Consider the following 16,902-nt stretch of genomic DNA (forward strand, 5'->3'; position numbering starts at 1 on the left):
TTCTGAGGAATGCTGTGACAGGGCGGCGGCGGCCATGTTTGGCCGCGCCGCGCACCCGTCCGGTGTCAGCCCTGAACGGCGCTGCCGACGACGGTCTGGCCGGCCTTCAGGCCGATCGGCAGGCTGTCGATATAGGCGTTGGGGGTTTTGCCATCGAAGGGGATGCCGTCGATGATGTCCTCTGGCGGGGTCGGCGCCTTGTAGCCGTCGCTGTCCCAGGGGAAGTCTGCGGTATCGGCAAGCCCTTCATCGACCAGCATTTTTGCCGCCTCCAGGTAGATCTCGGGCTTGTAGACCGAGCGCGCGATCTCATCATACCAGCTGTCAGGCTTGGCTTCGGCAATCTGGCCCCAGCGGCGCATCTGGGTCAGGTACCAGACCGCGTCCGAATAGAACGGATAGGTGGCGTTGTAGCGGAAGAACACGTTGAAATCGGGCACCGCGCGCGTGTCGCCCGGCTCGTACTCAAACGTCCCGGTCATCGAGTTGGCGATCACCTCCGCATCGGCTCCGACGTAGTCCGGGCGCGACAGGATCTCGACCGCTTCCGCACGGTTGGCGTTGTCGTTTTCATCCAGCCACATGGCGGCGCGGATCAGCGCCTTGACCACAGCGCGGGCGGTGTTCGGGTTCTCCTCGGCAAACTCAGCAGTGATGCCGAACACCTTTTCCGGGTTGTTCTTCCAGATTTCGTAATCGGTGATGACTGGTACGCCGATGCCCTTGAACACGGCCTGTTGGTTCCACGGCTCCCCCACGCAGTAGCCGGAGATCGTGCCGGCCTCCAGCGTCGCGGGCATCTGCGGCGGCGGGGTCACCGACAGGAACGCCTCGGCGCTGATCTGGCCGGTAACGTTTTCAGGAGAGTAGTAGCCGGGGTTGATGCCGCCTGCCGCCAGCCAGTAGCGCAGCTCGTAATTGTGAGTGGAAACCGGGAACACCATGCCCATGTTGAAGGGTTTGCCCTTGGCGTTGAAGTCTTCAATCACCGGCTTCAGATATGAGGCAGAGATCGGATGGGCGACCTTGCCGTCCGCATTGGTCGGCAGGTTTGGCTTCATCATCTCCCAGACTTCGTTGGACAGGGTAATGCCGTTGCCGTTCAGGTCCATGGAAAACGGCGTGATGATATGGGCCTCGGTGCCATAACCGATGGTCGCCGCCAGCGGCTGGCCTGCCAGCATATGCGCGCCGTCCAAAGTGCCGTCGATGACGCCGTCCAGCAGAACCTTCCAATTCGCTTGAGCCTCCAGCGTGACAAACAGCCCCTCATCATCGAAAAAGCCCTGCTCATAGGCCACCGCCAGGGGCGCCATATCCGTCAGCTTGATAAAGCCAAAGGTCAGCACGTCCTTTTCTAGCTCCAGGGTTGCGGCTAGCGCCGGTCCGGTCAGGGCGGTCGAGGCTGCAAGCGCCAGTATCAATCTTTTCATCGGGTTAGTTCCTTTTCCTAGCTGCGTCCGGCCCATAGGGGCGGAACAGAAAAAGCCGCTGACACGCACCGCCGGGAGGAGTGGCGGTGGGTCGAGCGGCTTTGCTCAGTGAAACCCGGTCTTCGGGGAAATTCTCAGTCAGGCTCCGTTGCCTGGCTGAGTTCAGACTGCCGGAAGCGCCGGAAAGCGCCAATGGTTTCTTTGCTGCCGCAGCAATAAATTCTGCATTGCAGCATCGCGCGCCGGATTGCTGCCTGATTTTTCATCAGACCTCGGCCTGGGGATCAAAAACCCGGCCATCGAAGAACCGGTTCTGCAACAGGCTGACCGCTTCCGATTCCCCCGCTGGCAGCAGCATGGCGCGGATCGCGCCTTCCAGTTTCGAACAGGCTCCGGGCAAGTCGGCGCCGGTCCCGCGCAGGGCGTTGCGGTACAGATCGCTGCGGAATACCTGCCCGGCCTTTGCAAGTGCCGTCTCGCGCTCCAGGCCGTTCCGCTGTGCGAGCTGCAAAGCAATCCATTGCGCCTGGCTGCGCCAGGGGAAGCCTGCGGCGCCGTCATGAAAGCCGATGAAACCGGGTGCTTCGCGCTGCAGGCCCTGAGGTGTGACCGTGAATTTTCCCGACAGCGCGCGCTCGATGATTTCGGCGGGCAGATCGAGATACCGCCGCGCGGACAGGATTTCAGCCGCCAGCCCGCGGGAGGCGGGATCGGCCAGCCAGCGGCCTGCGCGCCAGAGCGCCCGGATGAGGCGGCCGGACAGGTCCGGTTCGGCTTCTGCCCAGGCACCGCGGACGGCCAGCACCTTTTCCGGCGCAAAGGACCAGATCGCCCGACCGGGCAGCAGCAGCGCGCCAGCGCCCTGTTCAACTGCCATGGATCCCCAGGGTTCACCAACGCAGAAGGCGTCGATTTCGCCGTTGCGGACTGCCTCGGCCATCAGCGGCGGCGGGACCGTACGGATGCCGAAGTCGCGGGGTGTGTCCGGCCCCAGTCCATTCAACCAGTAGGTCAGCAGTTCGGCATGCATGGAGAAGGGAAACGGGACGCCAATTCGCAGGTCCGGGCCGGCCGCCGCAATCAGGGCCTTCCCGGCGGACACCGCGTCATGAAAGGAGAGCCTGTACCCCGCATCGGCCAGCCTGCGGGCCAGGCTGCTGCTGACACCGATGACGGTGCCATTGACGGACAGCACCGACAGCACGGACAAGGGCGCGCTGACGCCACCAAGGCCAAGCGCCGCAGCAATCGGCACCGGGGCGAGCATCTGAGCGGCGTCCACTTGGCCAAAAGCCAGCATGTCCCGCAGCGACGACCAGGAGGCCGCGGGGTGCAGTTCCAGAATCAGCCGTTCTTCAGCGGCAAAGCCCATTTCCTGCGCGGCGATCAGCGGCGCCGCATCGGTTAGCGGGACATAGCCGGCAGGGATCCGTGTCGCACTCATGCCAGCAGCCCTGCCGCGGTGACCAGCGCCTGCGCCACGTCCGCGACGCGCTTGTTCTGGTCCATCGCGGCCTTGCGCAGCAGCGCATAGGCCTCATCTTCGCCGATGCCGCGGGCCTTCATGACCATACCTTTGGCGCGGTCGATGACCTTGCGCTCTTCCAAGGCGCGCTTGGCCTCGGCGAGCTCTGTGCGCATCCGCTGAAACAGCCGGAACCGGGCGATCGCAGCGTCCAGAACCGGCTTCAGCCGGGCAGGCTGCAGCCCGTCGACTACATAAGCCGAGACACCGGCCTCCACCGCGGCAGCAGACAGCCCGTCCTCGCTGCGATCGACAAACATGGCCACCGGCCGTTCCTTGGGGCCGGTGGCCAGCGTCAGCTCCTCCAGCACGTCGCGCGAGGGATTTGCGATATCGATGAGGACAACATCCGGGTCGCGCATCTGTATCTGGCGCGCCAGGCCTGAAGGTTCTGAGATGACCTGAATGTCGAAATCCCCGGCTTCCCGCAGCCCGTCCACAATCATGAAGGCGCGTTCGCGGTCTGTTTCGACAACAACAATGGACAGGACATCGGGCATGCGGCAGAGCATGAAAAGGGAGGAAGAAGTCTGTAAAGGCCACTGATGCGGCGTGATTTTCAGATAACATGCTCGCGCCGAAAATTTAAGCGAACAGCCCGAACTTTTGGCTTGGAAAGAAACCGGCGGCAGGGTTTTGTCACGTAAACTCTGCGTCGGTTGTCGGTGTGCCGACATCAGCGCAATCGAAGTGTATGATCCAGCCTTCGATCAGCTACAAACGCCACCGTTTCCCGCCCGAGATCATCACTCACGCGGTCTGGCTGTACGTCCTCTTCAGCCTTAGCATGCGCTAGGCCGTGTTGACAAAAGGGATTCACATCGGGTGCTGGGCGTGATTCAAGCTGCCATCTGCGATGGAGACCAGCTTGGCACGAGACCTGATGTCGGACGAAGAATGGGCCTTTTTTGAACGGTTCATCTTAGCGACCCGCGCCCCGAACGGACGCAAGCCTATCAATCATCGCCTTATTCTCGATGGAAATTTTTGGGTCGCTCGAACCGGCGCTCCTTGGCGTGATCTGCCCGAGGAGTTCGGCAAGTGGTCTAGCGTCTACCGTCAGCTCCGGCGTTGGACCTTGGCAGGGCTCTGGGAACAGATCATGGATGGTTTGAACGAAAGTGGCGCAGTTCAGGACGTGCTGCAAATGATCGACAGCCCCGTGGTTCGCGCGCACCATCAGGCAGCGGGCGCTAAAGGGGGACTCCGAGACAGGGTTTCGGCCGTTCGAGAGGTGGCTTCACGACCAAGATCCACCTCCTCGTCAATGCCGCCGGGTTGCCCATGAGAACCGAAATCACGCCAGGGCAAACGTCCGACTATCTGGGCTTTGAACTGGTCATGGCCGACAACCTGCCCCAGCCTAAGATATTGCTCGCAGATCGGGGTTATGACGCTGACGGCATTCGCAAGTCTATGGATGACCGCGGCGTTCGGCCCGTGATCCCCATGCGCCGGTCCCGCAAAAAGCGCATCGGTGTGGACCGTTCTTTATATCGGCTTCGAAACCTGGTCGAACGATGTTTCAACAAGCTCAAGAACGCCCGCAGGGTCGCAACCCGCTACGACAAGACAGCCGAGAGTTTCCTGGGCTTCGCCGACATCACGTCAATCCGCCTCTGGCTGCGCCATTTGTCAACATGACCTAACAAGCCCCAGCCGGCTGATCGCATCAAACTCGCTTAACGGAGCTTCTCGGCCACGAACTGCCCGACCGCCTGCTTGTTTTCCTCCCCAATCTCGACGTCGCCATCGTTAAGCAAATCCGCCAATGTCTGAGCACGCAAAGCATCCCGCCATAGCTTTTCGGCGGCCAGCATGCGCCTCTTTATGAAACAGTCCTTTTTGTATGCACAGGTGGCGTTTGTCGTAACACGACCTTTCTGGCGGATCTCCCGGCAAACATAGGCTGGACCGGGGCCATCGATGGCTTCGACCACATCCAGCATGGACACCTCTTCTGCTGGTCGCATCAATCTGTACCCCCCCCGTGGCCCGGGAATGGCTTCGGTCACCGCCGCGGCCGTCAAAGCGCGCAGATGCTTTAGAAGGTAACTTTCTGAAAGACCATGCAGCGCCGCAAGGTCTTTTCCGGATAGGACTTTGTCCTTTGGCAAGGCCGCCAGAATAGCCGCGCAGTGCAAGGCCGCTTCCACGCCATCTCCCAAACGTCGCATACGAAATCCTTCCTAAACCTGATCATCTACCCGTTTAACGGTTGCAAAACTTAATCATAGATATAATCTATCCATGATTCGACTGCACTATCACTCCCCGAAAGGACCACGTCAATGACAATGCGCTTCAACGTAGCAAAAGACACACCACAACTCTACAATGCCTTGTTGGCGCTAAACGCAGCTGTCGCCGAAGCTGATGTGGAGCCGCGTCTGATACACCTTATCAAAATCAGGGCTTCACAGATAAATGGTTGCGCGTTTTGCGTTGGCATGCACATCAAGGAAGCAGCGGATGACGGTGTGGGAGAGAATGTACTTCATCTGCTGCCCGTCTGGCAGGAATCCAGCGCGTTCAATGCGCGCGAAAAGGCCGCTCTTGCCTGGGCAGAGACGCTGACACTGCTGGCCGGCTCTGGCGTACCGGACGCCGCATTCGACGCGGCACGGGCGGAATTTTCTGAGCAAGAGTTGGCGGTGCTGACCGTGGCGGTTGGGGCAATGAACCTTTGGAATCGCATCGGCGTTGGCGCCCAGATGCCAGCCTGAACCGAAGGAAAAAGGATATATCATGTCAATCGATAACGTGCGCTCCACCAGCTTCGCATCGGTCGCAAGGCGCGCCGCCTCTTGGCGACGGCCATGGCGCCGTCTGTCCGGTGCTGTTTTCTGCTGCCTTGTTGTAATTGCTACCTTGCTGATCACAGTGGCAGCAGGGAACGCACATGACGCCAAACCCGGCATTGCCGGTGTTCAGCGAGAACTGCTGCGCCAAATGCCTTTGCCAGATTCTCCCGGCCGGTTCGTGACCGCTTTGACGATCGAACTTGCCCCCGGCGCAGTGGTCGGGCCGCATCGGCATGGTGGGTTCGTCTATGTCTACCTGCTTGAGGGCAGGATTCGCAGTCAGCTGGAGGGGCAAAACCCCGTAGAATATAGCAGCGGGCAAAGCTGGACTGAGCCAGCAGAAGTGCTGCACAGGCGGACGGAAAATCCCAGCACAACAGAGCCTGCGAAGTTCCTGGCGGTCATCTATAGCGATGCCGATGCGGTGATCACGCGCCCCGAAACAGACAATTAGCCAGGCCTGATTTTGCAGAATTTTCGGAATCGCACATCGTGACCGAAGATATATTCAATCCATCCCCGGCAACGCGCTGGTCGGCATGCATCCCAGCGGGAACTACTAGACGAAACTGAGCTTGGAACACTGTGGACAGACGGATGACCTCGAATCGGTCCTGACCGCGATCTTCCAAGCTCAGGATCTCGAATTGGCCAAGCCAATCTGTGGCTGCATCGTCCATAAATGCCGGCTAATTGCCCGCACATTATTGAGGTCATGTTGACAAATGGCGCAGCCAGAGGCGGATTGACGTGATGTCGGCGAAGCCCAGGAAACTCTCGGCTGTCTTGTCGTAGCGGGTTGCGACCCTGCGGGCGTTCTTGAGCTTGTTGAAACATCGTTCGACCAGGTTTCGAAGCCGATATAAAGAACGGTCCACACCGATGCGCTTTTTGCGGGACCGGCGCATGGGGATCACGGGCCGAACGCCGCGGTCATCCATAGACTTGCGAATGCCGTCAGCGTCATAACCCCGATCTGCGAGCAATATCTTAGGCTGGGGCAGGTTGTCGGCCATGACCAGTTCAAAGCCCAGATAGTCGGACGTTTGCCCTGGCGTGATTTCGGTTCTCATGGGCAACCCGGCGGCATTGACGAGGAGGTGGATCTTGGACGTGAAGCCACCTCTCGAACGGCCGAAACCCTGTCTCGGAGTCCCCCTTTAGCGCCCGCTGCCGGATGGTGCGCGCGAACCACGGGGCTGTCGATCATTTGCAGCACGTCCGGAACTGCGCCACTTTCGTTCAAACCATCCATGATCTGCTCCCAGAGCCCTGCCAAGGTCCAACGCCGGATCTGACGGTAGACGCTAGACCACTTGCCGAACTCCTCGGGCAGATCACGCCAAGGAGCGCCGGTTCGAGCGACCCAAAAAATTCCATCGAGAACAAGGCGATGATTGATAGGGTTGCGTCCGTTCGGGGCGCGGGTCGCTAAGATGAACCGTTCAAAAAAGGCCCATTCTTCGTCCGACATCAGGTCTCGTGCCAAGCTGGTCTCCATCGCAGATGGCAGCTTGAATCACGCCCAGCACCCGATGTGAATCCCTTTTGTCAACACGACCTAGGTCGAAGGGATTCTGCTGGAACGCGGCATCGACGTTTCCTACGAGTCGGTCCGACGCTGGACCAGCAAGTTCGGGTCGCTGATCGCGCGCAACTTGCACCGGCGGCAGGCCCGCCCCGGCGATGTCTGGCACCTGGATTAAGTTGTCGTGAAAATCGCAGGCGGATCTTTCTGGCTCTGGGGGGGGCGGTCGATCAGCATGGGGTAGTATTGGACGAAATACTTCAGACCAGACGGGACAAGCGCGCCGCAAGACGTCAGCTGGTCAAGGTATTGAAGCGACTTGGTTTTACCTCTGAACGGTTCGTGACGGACTCCGGCGGCTGCGAAGAGCAGAAAGCGCCATTTTCCAAATCCTGCAAAGCACACCTGGTTTCCGCCCAAAGACCACTGTCAGGAAGCTACGCCGCGCGATGTCCCTCAGAACTTGTTTGTTCACGCTGGTCCCTCCTTCGTCTGTCAGACAGATTAAAATCTGTTAGCCAAACTCAGAAATTCCATACATAACGCGTTCGCGCCTTCGGGCCAGTTGGTTTAAGTTTTCAGCCCGGTTATTCAAACCCTTGAGCGCGCGATGCTCGACCTCGGGCATGATCTTGCGCTTTGCGGCCGGGTATGAGCGAAGTTTATCAGTAATCAGAACCCGTAGCGGATACCCTGCTGCTTGCTCCTAAGGCAGGAACGCTGCCCTTTCGGATAGTCCCCTGGTTACGGTGCTGCGCCCCGCTGGCGTCAGAGGTGCAACGCGTGCTCCAGTGCGCGCAGGCAGGCTTCCTGGAGCCCTTCCGACTGGGTAGGATGGGCATGGATGGTTGCGGCGATGTCTTCGAGGCAGGCCCCCATTTCGATGGCCAGCGAGAAGGCCGCCGACATCTCGGAAATCCCGGCGCCCACCGCCTGAATGCCCAGCACCGCGTGATCGGCGTCGCGCCAGACGACGCGGATGAAGCCGTCCTCGCGCTCGGTCGTCATCGCCCGGCCATTGGCAGCAAAGGGAAACTCGGTGCTTTTGCCCTCAACCTCGCCAGGCAATGCGCCGCAGGTGACGATTTCGGGATCGGTGAAGCAGACGGCGGGAATGGCGCGCTTGTCCCACTCGACCGCGTGGCCCGCGACATGTTCGGCCACCATCTCGCCCTGCGCCATGGCGCGGTGGGCCAGCATCGGCTCACCGGTCACATCGCCGATGGCGTAGATGCCGCGCATCGAGGTCTGGCAGGTCTTGTCGATGCGGATGAATGGGCCGTTCAGGGTCAGTGCCAGCTCATCAACGCCGATGCCTTCGGTGCGCGGGCGGCGGCCGACGGTGACAAGGGCTTTCTCCGCCTGGATCTTGCCCTGGCTAGTGGTCAGAACGCCATCGGTATAGCCTTCGGCCTTGGCACCGGTGAGAACCTGTACACCCAGCGTTTCCAGCCTCTTGGCGACGGGCCGGGTCAGGGCCTGATCGTAAAGCGGCAGGATGCGGTCCTCGGCTTCGACCACAGTGACCTTGGCGCCGAGCTTGGCAAAGGCGGTGCCCAGCTCCAGCCCGATATAACCTGCGCCGACCACGGCTAGGCTCTCGGGCACCGCCTGCAGCGCCAGCGCCTCGGTTGACGACAGGATGTTGCCGCCGAAGGGCATCGAGGGTAGTGCCACCGGCGCCGAGCCAGAGGCGATCACGATGCGCTCGGCGCGGATCTGGGTGCTTTTCTCGCCCCGCTTGACTACTATGGTTTTGCCATCGAGGAATCGCGCGCGGCCCTCGAACAGGCGCACGCCCGCCTTGCGCATCAGCCCGTTCACGCCGCCGGTCAGCCGCTGCACGATGCCGTCCTTCCAGGCCACTGTGCGGCTGAAGTCGATTTGGGGCTTGCCTGCGGAGATGCCGAGCGGCCCCTCGGCTGCATAGGTCATCTTAAAAAACTCGTCGGCGGCATGGATCAGCGCCTTGGAGGGTATGCAGCCCACGTTCAGGCAGGTGCCGCCTGGCTTGGCTTCGTCCACCACGATGGTGTCGACGCCCAGCTGGCTGGCACGGATGGCGCAGACATAGCCGCCGGGACCGGCACCGATGATCAGCAGTTTACATTTCAGATCAGTCATTCAGCCCTCGACAAACAGCATTGCCGGAGATTCCAGCAGGGTTTTCAGTTTCTGCACAAACACCGCCGCATCCCAGCCGTCGACCACCCGGTGGTCGAAGGAGCAGGAGATGTTCATCATCTTGCGCGGCTGGAACTGCTGACCGTCCCAGACCGGGCGGATCTGCATCTTGTTGACGCCGACAATTGCCACCTCCGGGTGGTTGATGATCGGCGTGGTGGCAATCGCCCCCAAAGCCCCCAGCGAGGTGATGGTGATGGTGCCGCCCGACAGCTCCTCGCGCTTGATCGAGCCTTCGCGCGCGGTCTCGGCCAGGCGGGCCAGCTCGCCCGCGTTGTCCCACAGGCTGCCCGCTTCGGCGTGGTGCACAACCGGCACATTCAGCCCCTGCGGCGTCTGGGTGGCAACGCCGATATGCACGCCGCCGTGGCGGTGAATCACCCCGGCCTCGTCGTCGAAGCGCGCGTTCAGGCCGGGCTGCTCACGCACCGCCTCGACAATCGCGCGCATCAGGAAGGGCAGCAGCGTCAGCTTGGGGCGTTCGCCCTCGTGCTTTTTGTTCAACGCCGCGCGCAGGTCTTCCAGCGCGCCCATCTCCACCTCTTCGACGATGGTGATATGCGGGATCTGCCGTTTCGACAGCGCCATCTTCTCGGCGATCTTGCGGCGCATGCCGATGACGCGGATCTCCTCGACGCCGGTGTTGCGGCCGCGCTTCACGCTGCCCTGCTGAATGCCACCCGAGGCGATCCAGCTGTCCAAATCCTCGTGGCTGATGCGCCCGCCGGGGCCGCTGCCCGGCACATGGCGCAGATCCACCCCTTCGGAGCGCGCCCGCGCCCGCACCGAAGGTGCGGCCAGCGGCTTGGCGCCTTCCGGGCGCGGCAGCCGGTGGCCCGGTTTCTTGGCCGCTGGGGCAGGAGCTGCAAGCTCGGGGGCGGGCTTTTCCTCCGGCTCCGGTGCCGCCTCCGCCTCCTGCGGATCGGCGGGCTTGGTGGCAGCAGGCTTGGTCGGCTTCTCCGCTGCGGCGGCATCGGCACTCTCGTTGCCGTCGCCGTCGACCTCAATGCGGATCAGCACGGATCCGATCGCCATCATCTCGCCGATCTCGCCGCCCAGCTCCAGCACCTTGCCCGCCACGGCCGAGGGCACCTCGACCGCGGCCTTGTCTGTCATCACCGCCCCCAGAATGTCATCTTCGCGCACGATGTCGCCGGGCTTCACGTGCCATTCGGTCAGCTCGGCCTCGGCAATGCCTTCCCCCACATCGGGGAGGCGCATGGCAAAAACACCCATCGTTTCAGCCCTCCATCACTTTTTTCAACGCCTCGCCCACACGGTCCGGGCCGGGGAAATATTCCCACTCCTGCGCATGCGGATAGGGCGTGTCCCAGCCGGTCACCCGGATCATCGGCGCTTCCAGGTGGTAAAAGCAGTTCTCCTGCACCAGGCTCATCAGCTCCGCCCCGAAGCCGGAGGTGCGCGTCGCCTCATGCACGATCACGCAGCGGCCGGTCTTCTCGACAGAGGCGGTGATGGTGTCCAGATCCAGCGGCAGCAGCGTGCGCAGGTCGATCACCTCGGCATCGACGCCGGTGGCCTCGGCGGCGGCTTCAGCCACATAGACCATGGTGCCATAGGCCAGAACCGTCACATCCGCGCCTTCGCGGGTGATACTGGCCTTGCCCAGCGGCACGATCTCGTGCCCCTCGGGCACCTCGCCCATCGGGTGTTTCTTCCAGCTGGTCACGGGGCGGTCGTGGTAGCCGTCAAACGGCCCGTTATAGAGCCGCTTGGGCTCGAGGAAGATCACCGGGTCGGGGTCCTCGATCGCGGCCAGCAGCAGCCCCTTGGCGTCGCGCGGGTTGGAGGGCACCACCACTTTCAGGCCAGACACATGGGTGAACAGTGCCTCCGGGCTCTGGCTGTGGGTCTGGCCGCCAAAGATGCCGCCGCCGGTGGGCATGCGGATCACCAGCGGGCAGGTGAAATCGGCGTTGGAGCGGTGCCGCAGCCGCGCCGCCTCCGAAACGATCTGATCATAGGCCGGATAGACATAGTCTGCGAACTGGATCTCGATCACCGGCTTCAGCCCATAGGCGGCCATGCCGATGGCGGTGCCGACGATGCCGGATTCATTGATCGGAGTATCAAAGCAGCGCGATTTTCCGTATTTCTGCTGCAGCCCTGCCGTGCAGCGGAACACGCCGCCGAAAAAGCCGACATCCTCGCCAAAGACGACAACCCGATCGTCGGCCGCCATGGCCACGTCATGGGCTTCGCGGATGGCTTCGATCATGGTCATGCTGGCCATCTCAGTACCCCGCTTCCTGACGCTGCCGGATCAGATGCGGCGGCATCGTCTCGTAAACACCCTCGAACATGTCGCGCGGGCTGGGGGCATTGCCATCGCCGAGCGTGCCGATGGCCTCGGCCTGCTTCTGGGTGCGCACGATTTCGTCCAGAATTTCCGCCTCGGCCTGCGTGTGGCGCTCATCGCTCCACTCGCCGATGGTAATGAGGTGGGTTTTCAGGCGCTCGATCGGATCGCCCAGCGGCCAGGCCGCGGCTTCGCGCCGGGAGCGGTAGGCGGCGGGATCGTCGCTGGTGGAATGGCCGCCGGCGCGGTAGGTGACATGCTCGATCAGCGTTGGCCCGTGGCCGCGGCGCGCCCGTTCGCAGGCCCATTTGGCCACCGAATGGACAGCTAGATAGTCGTTGCCGTCGACCCGGATCGACGCGATGCCAAAGCCATGCCCGCGGGCCGCGAAAGTGCCGACACCGCCGCGGGCGATGCCTTGGAAAGTGGAAATGGCCCATTGGTTGTTGACGATGTTCAGCACCACAGGCGCGTCGTAGGTCGAGGCAAAGACCATGGCGGAGTGAAAGTCGCTCTCGGCGGTGGAACCGTCGCCGATCCAGCCGCTGGCGATTTTGGTGTCGCCTGAAATCGCCGAGGCCATCGCCCAGCCGACCGACTGCACGAACTGGGTGCCGAGATTGCCGGAGATCGAGAAGAACCCGTGCTCCTTCGAGGAATACATGATCGGCAGCTGGCGGCCATGCAGCGGGTCGTCGGCATTGGAATAGATCTGGTTCATCATAGTAAGCATCGGATAGCCGCCCGCAATCAGCAGCCCGGCCTGCCGGTAGGTCGGGAAATTCATGTCGCCCGGTTTCAGCGCTTTGGAAAAGGCGCAGGACACCGCCTCCTCCCCGAGGTGCTGCATGTAGAAGCTGGTCTTGCCCTGGCGCTGCGCATTCAGCATGCGGGCGTCGAAGGTGCGCAGGGTCAGCATGTGGCGCAAGCCTTCGCGCAGCTCATCCGCGCTTTGCTCGCCGGCCCAATCACCCACCGCCTCGCCGTCCTTGTTCAGCACGCGGACGATGGAAAAGGCCATTTCGCGGATCGTGTCGGGATCCACATTGACTGGCGGGCGCTTGACCGCCCCGGCGTGCGGGATTTCAAAATCCGAGAAATCAGGCGTGACGCCCGGACGGCAGCCGGGCTCCGGCACGTTCAGCGATAGCGGCGGGAAGTCTTCACTCATGCGGCACCTCTCATTTCCGGGCATGACCGGGCATCGCGACTGAAAACGAAAGCGGCGCGGTACCGGTCTCCCCAGCTTAGCAAAGCCCATTGGCTGAAAAGCCTCAATTTGAGAGAGGATGCCATAAATTTGAGGTGAAAATCACCAATAATGACGAAATCTTGGTGGCTTCCAGGCATTGTCATGTCTGGATGGCGCCCGTTTGGCAATGCTGGATTTCAGGGATGTTGAAGCTCGGCGGGTCAGGTGCAGTCATGTCTTCAGCCTTTGTTTGCGGCTCACTTTGAACGCTGGCCCTGATTTTGTCCGCTTGAGCTGATCCCGATCACATCAGTGCGCTGTAAATGCGCCAGACTGCACTGCCATTTGTGGACAGCTCCTGATTTGCAAGAGTTTTCTTTGTGATTTTGCTCTTTATGCATAGCGGTCATTTGTCCGGCCTGTTTGCGCGGTACATATGCCGCTGGCCGTGATGAAGTCCGCGAACCGGATCCCTATCAAGTTGCCGGACTATGACGTCCTGGCAATGCCCCGGCGTGTTCCTTGCTCGCAACAGCAACCGCAACCGTGGCTTTGTGGACATCCAGGCCTAAGAACATAAAATATTCCATTTGGTCTGGCCCCAATCCTAAGGCGCTACCCCTGACAATTTAATACAACCCTCGAACAGAGAATGCCGCGGGAGAGGTTACCGGCCCAGTCAATTGGCGGTCCCGATCAACTGACCTAATTGGCACCTTTCCAACCCTAAACAATCAATTCGTGATTGGCGCGTGGTAGAAACAGCCGCTTCCAGATCACAAAGATCGCGGGGATGAGCAGAAGCGTCAGCAGCGTTGCGGTGGCCATTCCGCCAACCATGGGTGCAGCAATCCGCTGCATAATTTCAGAGCCGGTTCCACTGCTGTACATCACCGGAATCAAGCCTGCATAAATGGTCGCTACGGTCATCACTTTGGGCCGGACCCGAAGCAGGGCGCCTTCAAAGACAACCTCTTCGATGTCCAAGCTTGTCAGGTCACGGCGCTCGGCACTGGCCGCCTCAACCCGGTTATTCCAGGCAACGTTGAGATAGAGCAGCATGACAATTGCCGTCTCAACCGCAACCCCGGCCAGTGCAATGAACCCGACCATTACTGCCACGGAAATATCAAACCCAAGATACCAGGTCAGCCAAAGCCCGCCCGCCAGGGCCACCGGCAAGGCCGCCAATATGATTGCGACCTCAGTCACACGGGAGAAGGCCAGGAACAGCATCAGGGTGATGATCAGCAATGTGGCCGGGGCTACCAGTGTCAATCTTTCCTGCATGCGCTGGATATATTCGTACTGCCCCGACCAGGTCAGGGAATACCCCGGCGGCAGCGTGACGGCCTCTGCCACCCGGGCACGGGCCTCATCCACATAGCCGCCGAGATCACGCCCTGCAATGTCGATGAAGACTAATCCGGTTGGCCGGGCATTTTCGGATCGGATCATGCTGGGGCCATCGACGATGCTGATTTCGGCCACTGCGCCCAGAGGAATATGGGCGCCTGATGGCGTCACCACCGGCAGATTGCGGATTTTTTTCCGGGCTGTCGCGCCATTCCTGAGGATAGCGCAAGTTGATCGGGAACCGCTCCAGGCCTTCGACGCTTTCGGACACTTGCAAGCCGCCAATGGCGGTCTGAACAACGTCTTGGATCTCATGCACGCTCATCATGTAAAGCGCCGCGGCCTTGCGATCGATATCGATCTCGACAAAACGGCCGCCGGCGGGACGTTCCGCATAGGCAGAGACGGTGCCTTCGATATCCGATACGGCGCGCTCCATTTCGATCCCGATACCTTCGATGACCGAAAGATCCGGACCCGGCACCTTTACCCCCACCGGGCTTTTGATGCCGGTTGCCAGCATGTCGATACGGTTTTTAATCGGCTGGATCCAAACGTTGGTTACGCCTGGAACCTGCACAATCCGGTCCAATTCGCGTCGGATGAGCTCCAGTGTCATGCCTTCGCGCCACTCAGACTCAGGTATCAGCTGGATCATCGTCTCCAGCATTGTCAGCGGCGCCGAGTCCGTCGCAGTGTCGGCACGGCCCAGCTTGCCATGCACAGACTGGACCTCTGGAACCGCGGCAATCAGACGGTCGGTCTGCTGCAGCACCTCGCGCGCCTTGCCGATCGATACGCCGGGATAGAGCGACGGCATATATAGCAGATCGCCTTCGTTCAGCTCTGGCATGAATTCGGTTCCGATGCGCTGCAGCGGCCAAGCCATGGACACAACCAGGGCCATGGCCAGGGCAGAAGTTGCCCAGGGCCAGGCGACAGCGGCGTCAAGAAACGGCCGGTAGAGCCAGATAACCAGACGGTTCAGCGGGTTTTTGCGTTCGGGGAGAATCCGCCCGCGCACAAGATAGCCCATTAGAACCGGCACCAGTGTAATCGACAAAATAGCCGCGGCGGCCATGGCATAAGTCTTGGTGAATGCTAGCGGTTTAAACAGCCGGCCCTCCTGGCTTTCCAGCACAAACACCGGCAGAAAGCTAACCGCGATAATCGCCAGCGAGAAAAACAGCGCAGGCCCCCACTTCAGTGGCGCATTCAGAGACAATCCGCCATCTGTTCTCGCGGGTTACCGGCTCTTTCTCAATGCGCCGGTGCATCGCCTCGATCATAACGATGGCCGCATCGACCATGACACCGATCGCAATCGCAATACCGCCCAAGGACATAATGTTGGCATTCACGCCCTGCAGCTTCATGACGATGAAGGCGGCAAAGATGCCCAGCGGCAGCGACAGCGTAATCACCAGAGACGACCGCAGGTGCAAAAGAAAGGCGCCACAGACCAGGATCACCACAATCAATTCTTCGGTCAATTTGTGTCAAAGGTTTTCCACCGCCCGCTCAATAACACCGGACCGGTTGTAGGTGGTCACAAGCTCCACGCCTTCGGGGAGGTTCGGACGGATTTCCTCGATCAGGGCTTCGCCGGCCTTAATTGTGGCCAGAGCATTACCGCCCCAGCGCAGGATCACGACCCCGCCGACGGCATCGCCTTCGCCATTAAACTCGCCGACCCCGCGGCGCATTTCCGGGCCAAACCGGATTTCGGCCACATTACCCAATGTGATGGCGGCACCGCGCGCATTGACCATCAGAGGCGCAGCAGCGATATCGGCAAGTTCGTCCACATATCCTGTGGAGCGGACCATATATTCGGCCTCGCCCATCTCGATCACGCTGCCCCCGGTTTCCCGATTGGCCTGTTGGATGGCCTTTTTGGCAGCGCTAAGCGGCACATTGTAGGCGCGCAGCTTATTCGGATCGACAACCACCTGATACTGCTTGACCATGCTGCCGATTGTCGCGACCTCAGAGACGCCTTGGACGGTTTGAAGTTCGTATTTGAGGAACCAGTCCTGCAGCGTTCGGAGCTGTGCAAGGTCGTTTCGGCCTGTGCGGTCGATCAATGCATATTGATAGATCCAGCCGACACCGGTGGCATCTGGGCCGATTTGCGGCACCACCCCCTCGGGCAGGTTCGCCGAGATCTGCCCCAGGTATTCCAGCACCCTGGTACGGGCCCAGTTTGGATCAGTGCCCTCGTCGAACACGATGTAGACATAGCTGTCGCCAAAAAATGAAAACCCGCGCACGTCGGTCGCCCCCGGCACCGCCAGCATCGCAATGGCAACCGGGTAGGTGACCTGATCCTCGATCACCTGCGGCGATTGCCCAGGGTAGGAGGTTTTGACGATCACCTGAACGTCGGACAGATCCGGAATAGCGTCAACCTCAGTTGAGCGCAGCGCCCAGACCCCTGCCAGTGCAATCATCAGCGACACCGCAAGCACGATCATCCGGTTGGCAATTGAAAGGCGGATAATTGCAGCAATCATTGATCTGCCTCCTTCATTGGGGCTGTACCAACCAGCGTCAGCAT

At 60.9% G+C, this 16,902-nt stretch carries 12 protein-coding genes and 4 pseudogenes; 5 read left to right on the forward strand and 11 right to left on the reverse strand.

Annotation, left to right across the window (positions count from 1 at the left end; genetic code table 11):
* Positions 1 to 65: 65 nt before the first annotated feature.
* From METH_RS20200 to METH_RS20210, 3 genes are all read right to left on the reverse strand, one after another.
* Positions 66 to 1,433 carry a CmpA/NrtA family ABC transporter substrate-binding protein gene (locus tag METH_RS20200; protein ID WP_024092621.1) on the reverse strand — a complete coding sequence of 456 codons (1,368 nt, stop codon included), beginning with the start codon at positions 1,431 to 1,433 and terminating at the stop codon, positions 66 to 68.
* Between the two features lie 265 nt (positions 1,434 to 1,698).
* Positions 1,699 to 2,877 carry a CmpA/NrtA family ABC transporter substrate-binding protein gene (locus METH_RS20205; protein WP_024092623.1) on the reverse strand — a complete coding sequence of 393 codons (1,179 nt, stop codon included), beginning with the start codon at positions 2,875 to 2,877 and terminating at the stop codon, positions 1,699 to 1,701.
* Positions 2,874 to 3,458 carry an ANTAR domain-containing response regulator gene (locus METH_RS20210; RefSeq protein WP_044008772.1) on the reverse strand — a complete coding sequence of 195 codons (585 nt, stop codon included), beginning with the start codon at positions 3,456 to 3,458 and terminating at the stop codon, positions 2,874 to 2,876. The genes METH_RS20205 and METH_RS20210 overlap by 4 nt, the downstream gene beginning before the upstream one ends.
* A 194-nt stretch (positions 3,459 to 3,652) precedes the next feature.
* On the opposite strand from METH_RS20210, the pseudogene METH_RS24155 reads away from it, so the two are divergent.
* Positions 3,653 to 3,751: pseudogene (locus METH_RS24155) on the forward strand (IS6 family transposase); the annotation flags it as partial.
* Positions 3,752 to 3,814: 63 nt separating this feature from the next.
* Positions 3,815 to 4,602, forward strand: a protein-coding gene (locus METH_RS23525; RefSeq protein ID WP_156927552.1) for an IS5 family transposase whose coding sequence is annotated in 2 segments (ribosomal slippage) — positions 3,815 to 4,154 and positions 4,154 to 4,602 — 789 coding nt in all. Because the reading frame shifts where the segments join, the coding sequence is not laid out codon by codon here.
* Positions 4,603 to 4,640: 38 nt separating this feature from the next.
* Here METH_RS23525 and METH_RS20225 read toward each other — a convergent pair.
* A complete protein-coding gene (locus METH_RS20225) occupies positions 4,641 to 5,135 on the reverse strand; it encodes an RrF2 family transcriptional regulator (protein ID WP_024092627.1) in 495 nt (164 codons plus the stop codon).
* 114 nt (positions 5,136 to 5,249) lie between these two features.
* Between METH_RS20225 and METH_RS20230 the strand changes: the two genes are divergently transcribed.
* Together METH_RS20230 and METH_RS20235 are read left to right on the forward strand one after the other, a co-directional pair.
* Complete coding sequence (locus tag METH_RS20230) at positions 5,250 to 5,684, forward strand: carboxymuconolactone decarboxylase family protein (protein ID WP_044008774.1); 435 nt, start codon at positions 5,250 to 5,252, stop codon at positions 5,682 to 5,684.
* 22 nt (positions 5,685 to 5,706) lie between these two features.
* The gene (locus tag METH_RS20235; RefSeq protein ID WP_024092629.1) at positions 5,707 to 6,216 is read left to right on the forward strand and encodes a cupin domain-containing protein; all 510 of its coding nucleotides are present in this window, start codon (positions 5,707 to 5,709) and stop codon (positions 6,214 to 6,216) included.
* A 259-nt stretch (positions 6,217 to 6,475) separates the two neighbouring features.
* Here METH_RS20235 and METH_RS23530 read toward each other — a convergent pair.
* Positions 6,476 to 7,263, reverse strand: a protein-coding gene (locus tag METH_RS23530; RefSeq protein ID WP_156927553.1) for an IS5 family transposase whose coding sequence is annotated in 2 segments (ribosomal slippage) — positions 6,476 to 6,924 and positions 6,924 to 7,263 — 789 coding nt in all. Because the reading frame shifts where the segments join, the coding sequence is not laid out codon by codon here.
* 64 nt (positions 7,264 to 7,327) lie between these two features.
* On the opposite strand from METH_RS23530, the pseudogene METH_RS25020 reads away from it, so the two are divergent.
* Positions 7,328 to 7,671: pseudogene (locus METH_RS25020) on the forward strand (DDE-type integrase/transposase/recombinase); the annotation flags it as partial.
* Between the two features lie 157 nt (positions 7,672 to 7,828).
* Here the strand turns inward: METH_RS25020 and METH_RS25025 are convergent.
* The 6 genes and pseudogenes from METH_RS25025 to METH_RS20270 form a co-directional block, all read right to left on the reverse strand.
* A pseudogene (locus tag METH_RS25025) lies at positions 7,829 to 7,993 on the reverse strand (IS6 family transposase); the annotation flags it as partial.
* Between the two features lie 65 nt (positions 7,994 to 8,058).
* A complete protein-coding gene (gene lpdA, locus METH_RS20250; RefSeq protein WP_024092631.1) occupies positions 8,059 to 9,414 on the reverse strand; it encodes a dihydrolipoyl dehydrogenase in 1,356 nt (451 codons plus the stop codon).
* Positions 9,415 to 10,710 carry a dihydrolipoamide acetyltransferase family protein gene (locus METH_RS20255; protein WP_024092632.1) on the reverse strand — a complete coding sequence of 432 codons (1,296 nt, stop codon included), beginning with the start codon at positions 10,708 to 10,710 and terminating at the stop codon, positions 9,415 to 9,417.
* Positions 10,711 to 10,714: 4 nt separating this feature from the next.
* The gene (locus METH_RS20260; protein WP_024092633.1) at positions 10,715 to 11,728 is read right to left on the reverse strand and encodes an alpha-ketoacid dehydrogenase subunit beta; all 1,014 of its coding nucleotides are present in this window, start codon (positions 11,726 to 11,728) and stop codon (positions 10,715 to 10,717) included.
* Between the two features lies 1 nt (position 11,729).
* A complete protein-coding gene (locus METH_RS20265; RefSeq protein WP_024092634.1) occupies positions 11,730 to 12,965 on the reverse strand; it encodes a 3-methyl-2-oxobutanoate dehydrogenase (2-methylpropanoyl-transferring) subunit alpha in 1,236 nt (411 codons plus the stop codon).
* 747 nt (positions 12,966 to 13,712) lie between these two features.
* Positions 13,713 to 16,858 (reverse strand): annotated as a pseudogene (locus tag METH_RS20270) (efflux RND transporter permease subunit).
* Positions 16,859 to 16,902 lie beyond the last annotated feature (44 nt).

Source organism: Leisingera methylohalidivorans DSM 14336 (assembly GCF_000511355.1).
GTDB lineage: Bacteria > Pseudomonadota > Alphaproteobacteria > Rhodobacterales > Rhodobacteraceae > Leisingera > Leisingera methylohalidivorans.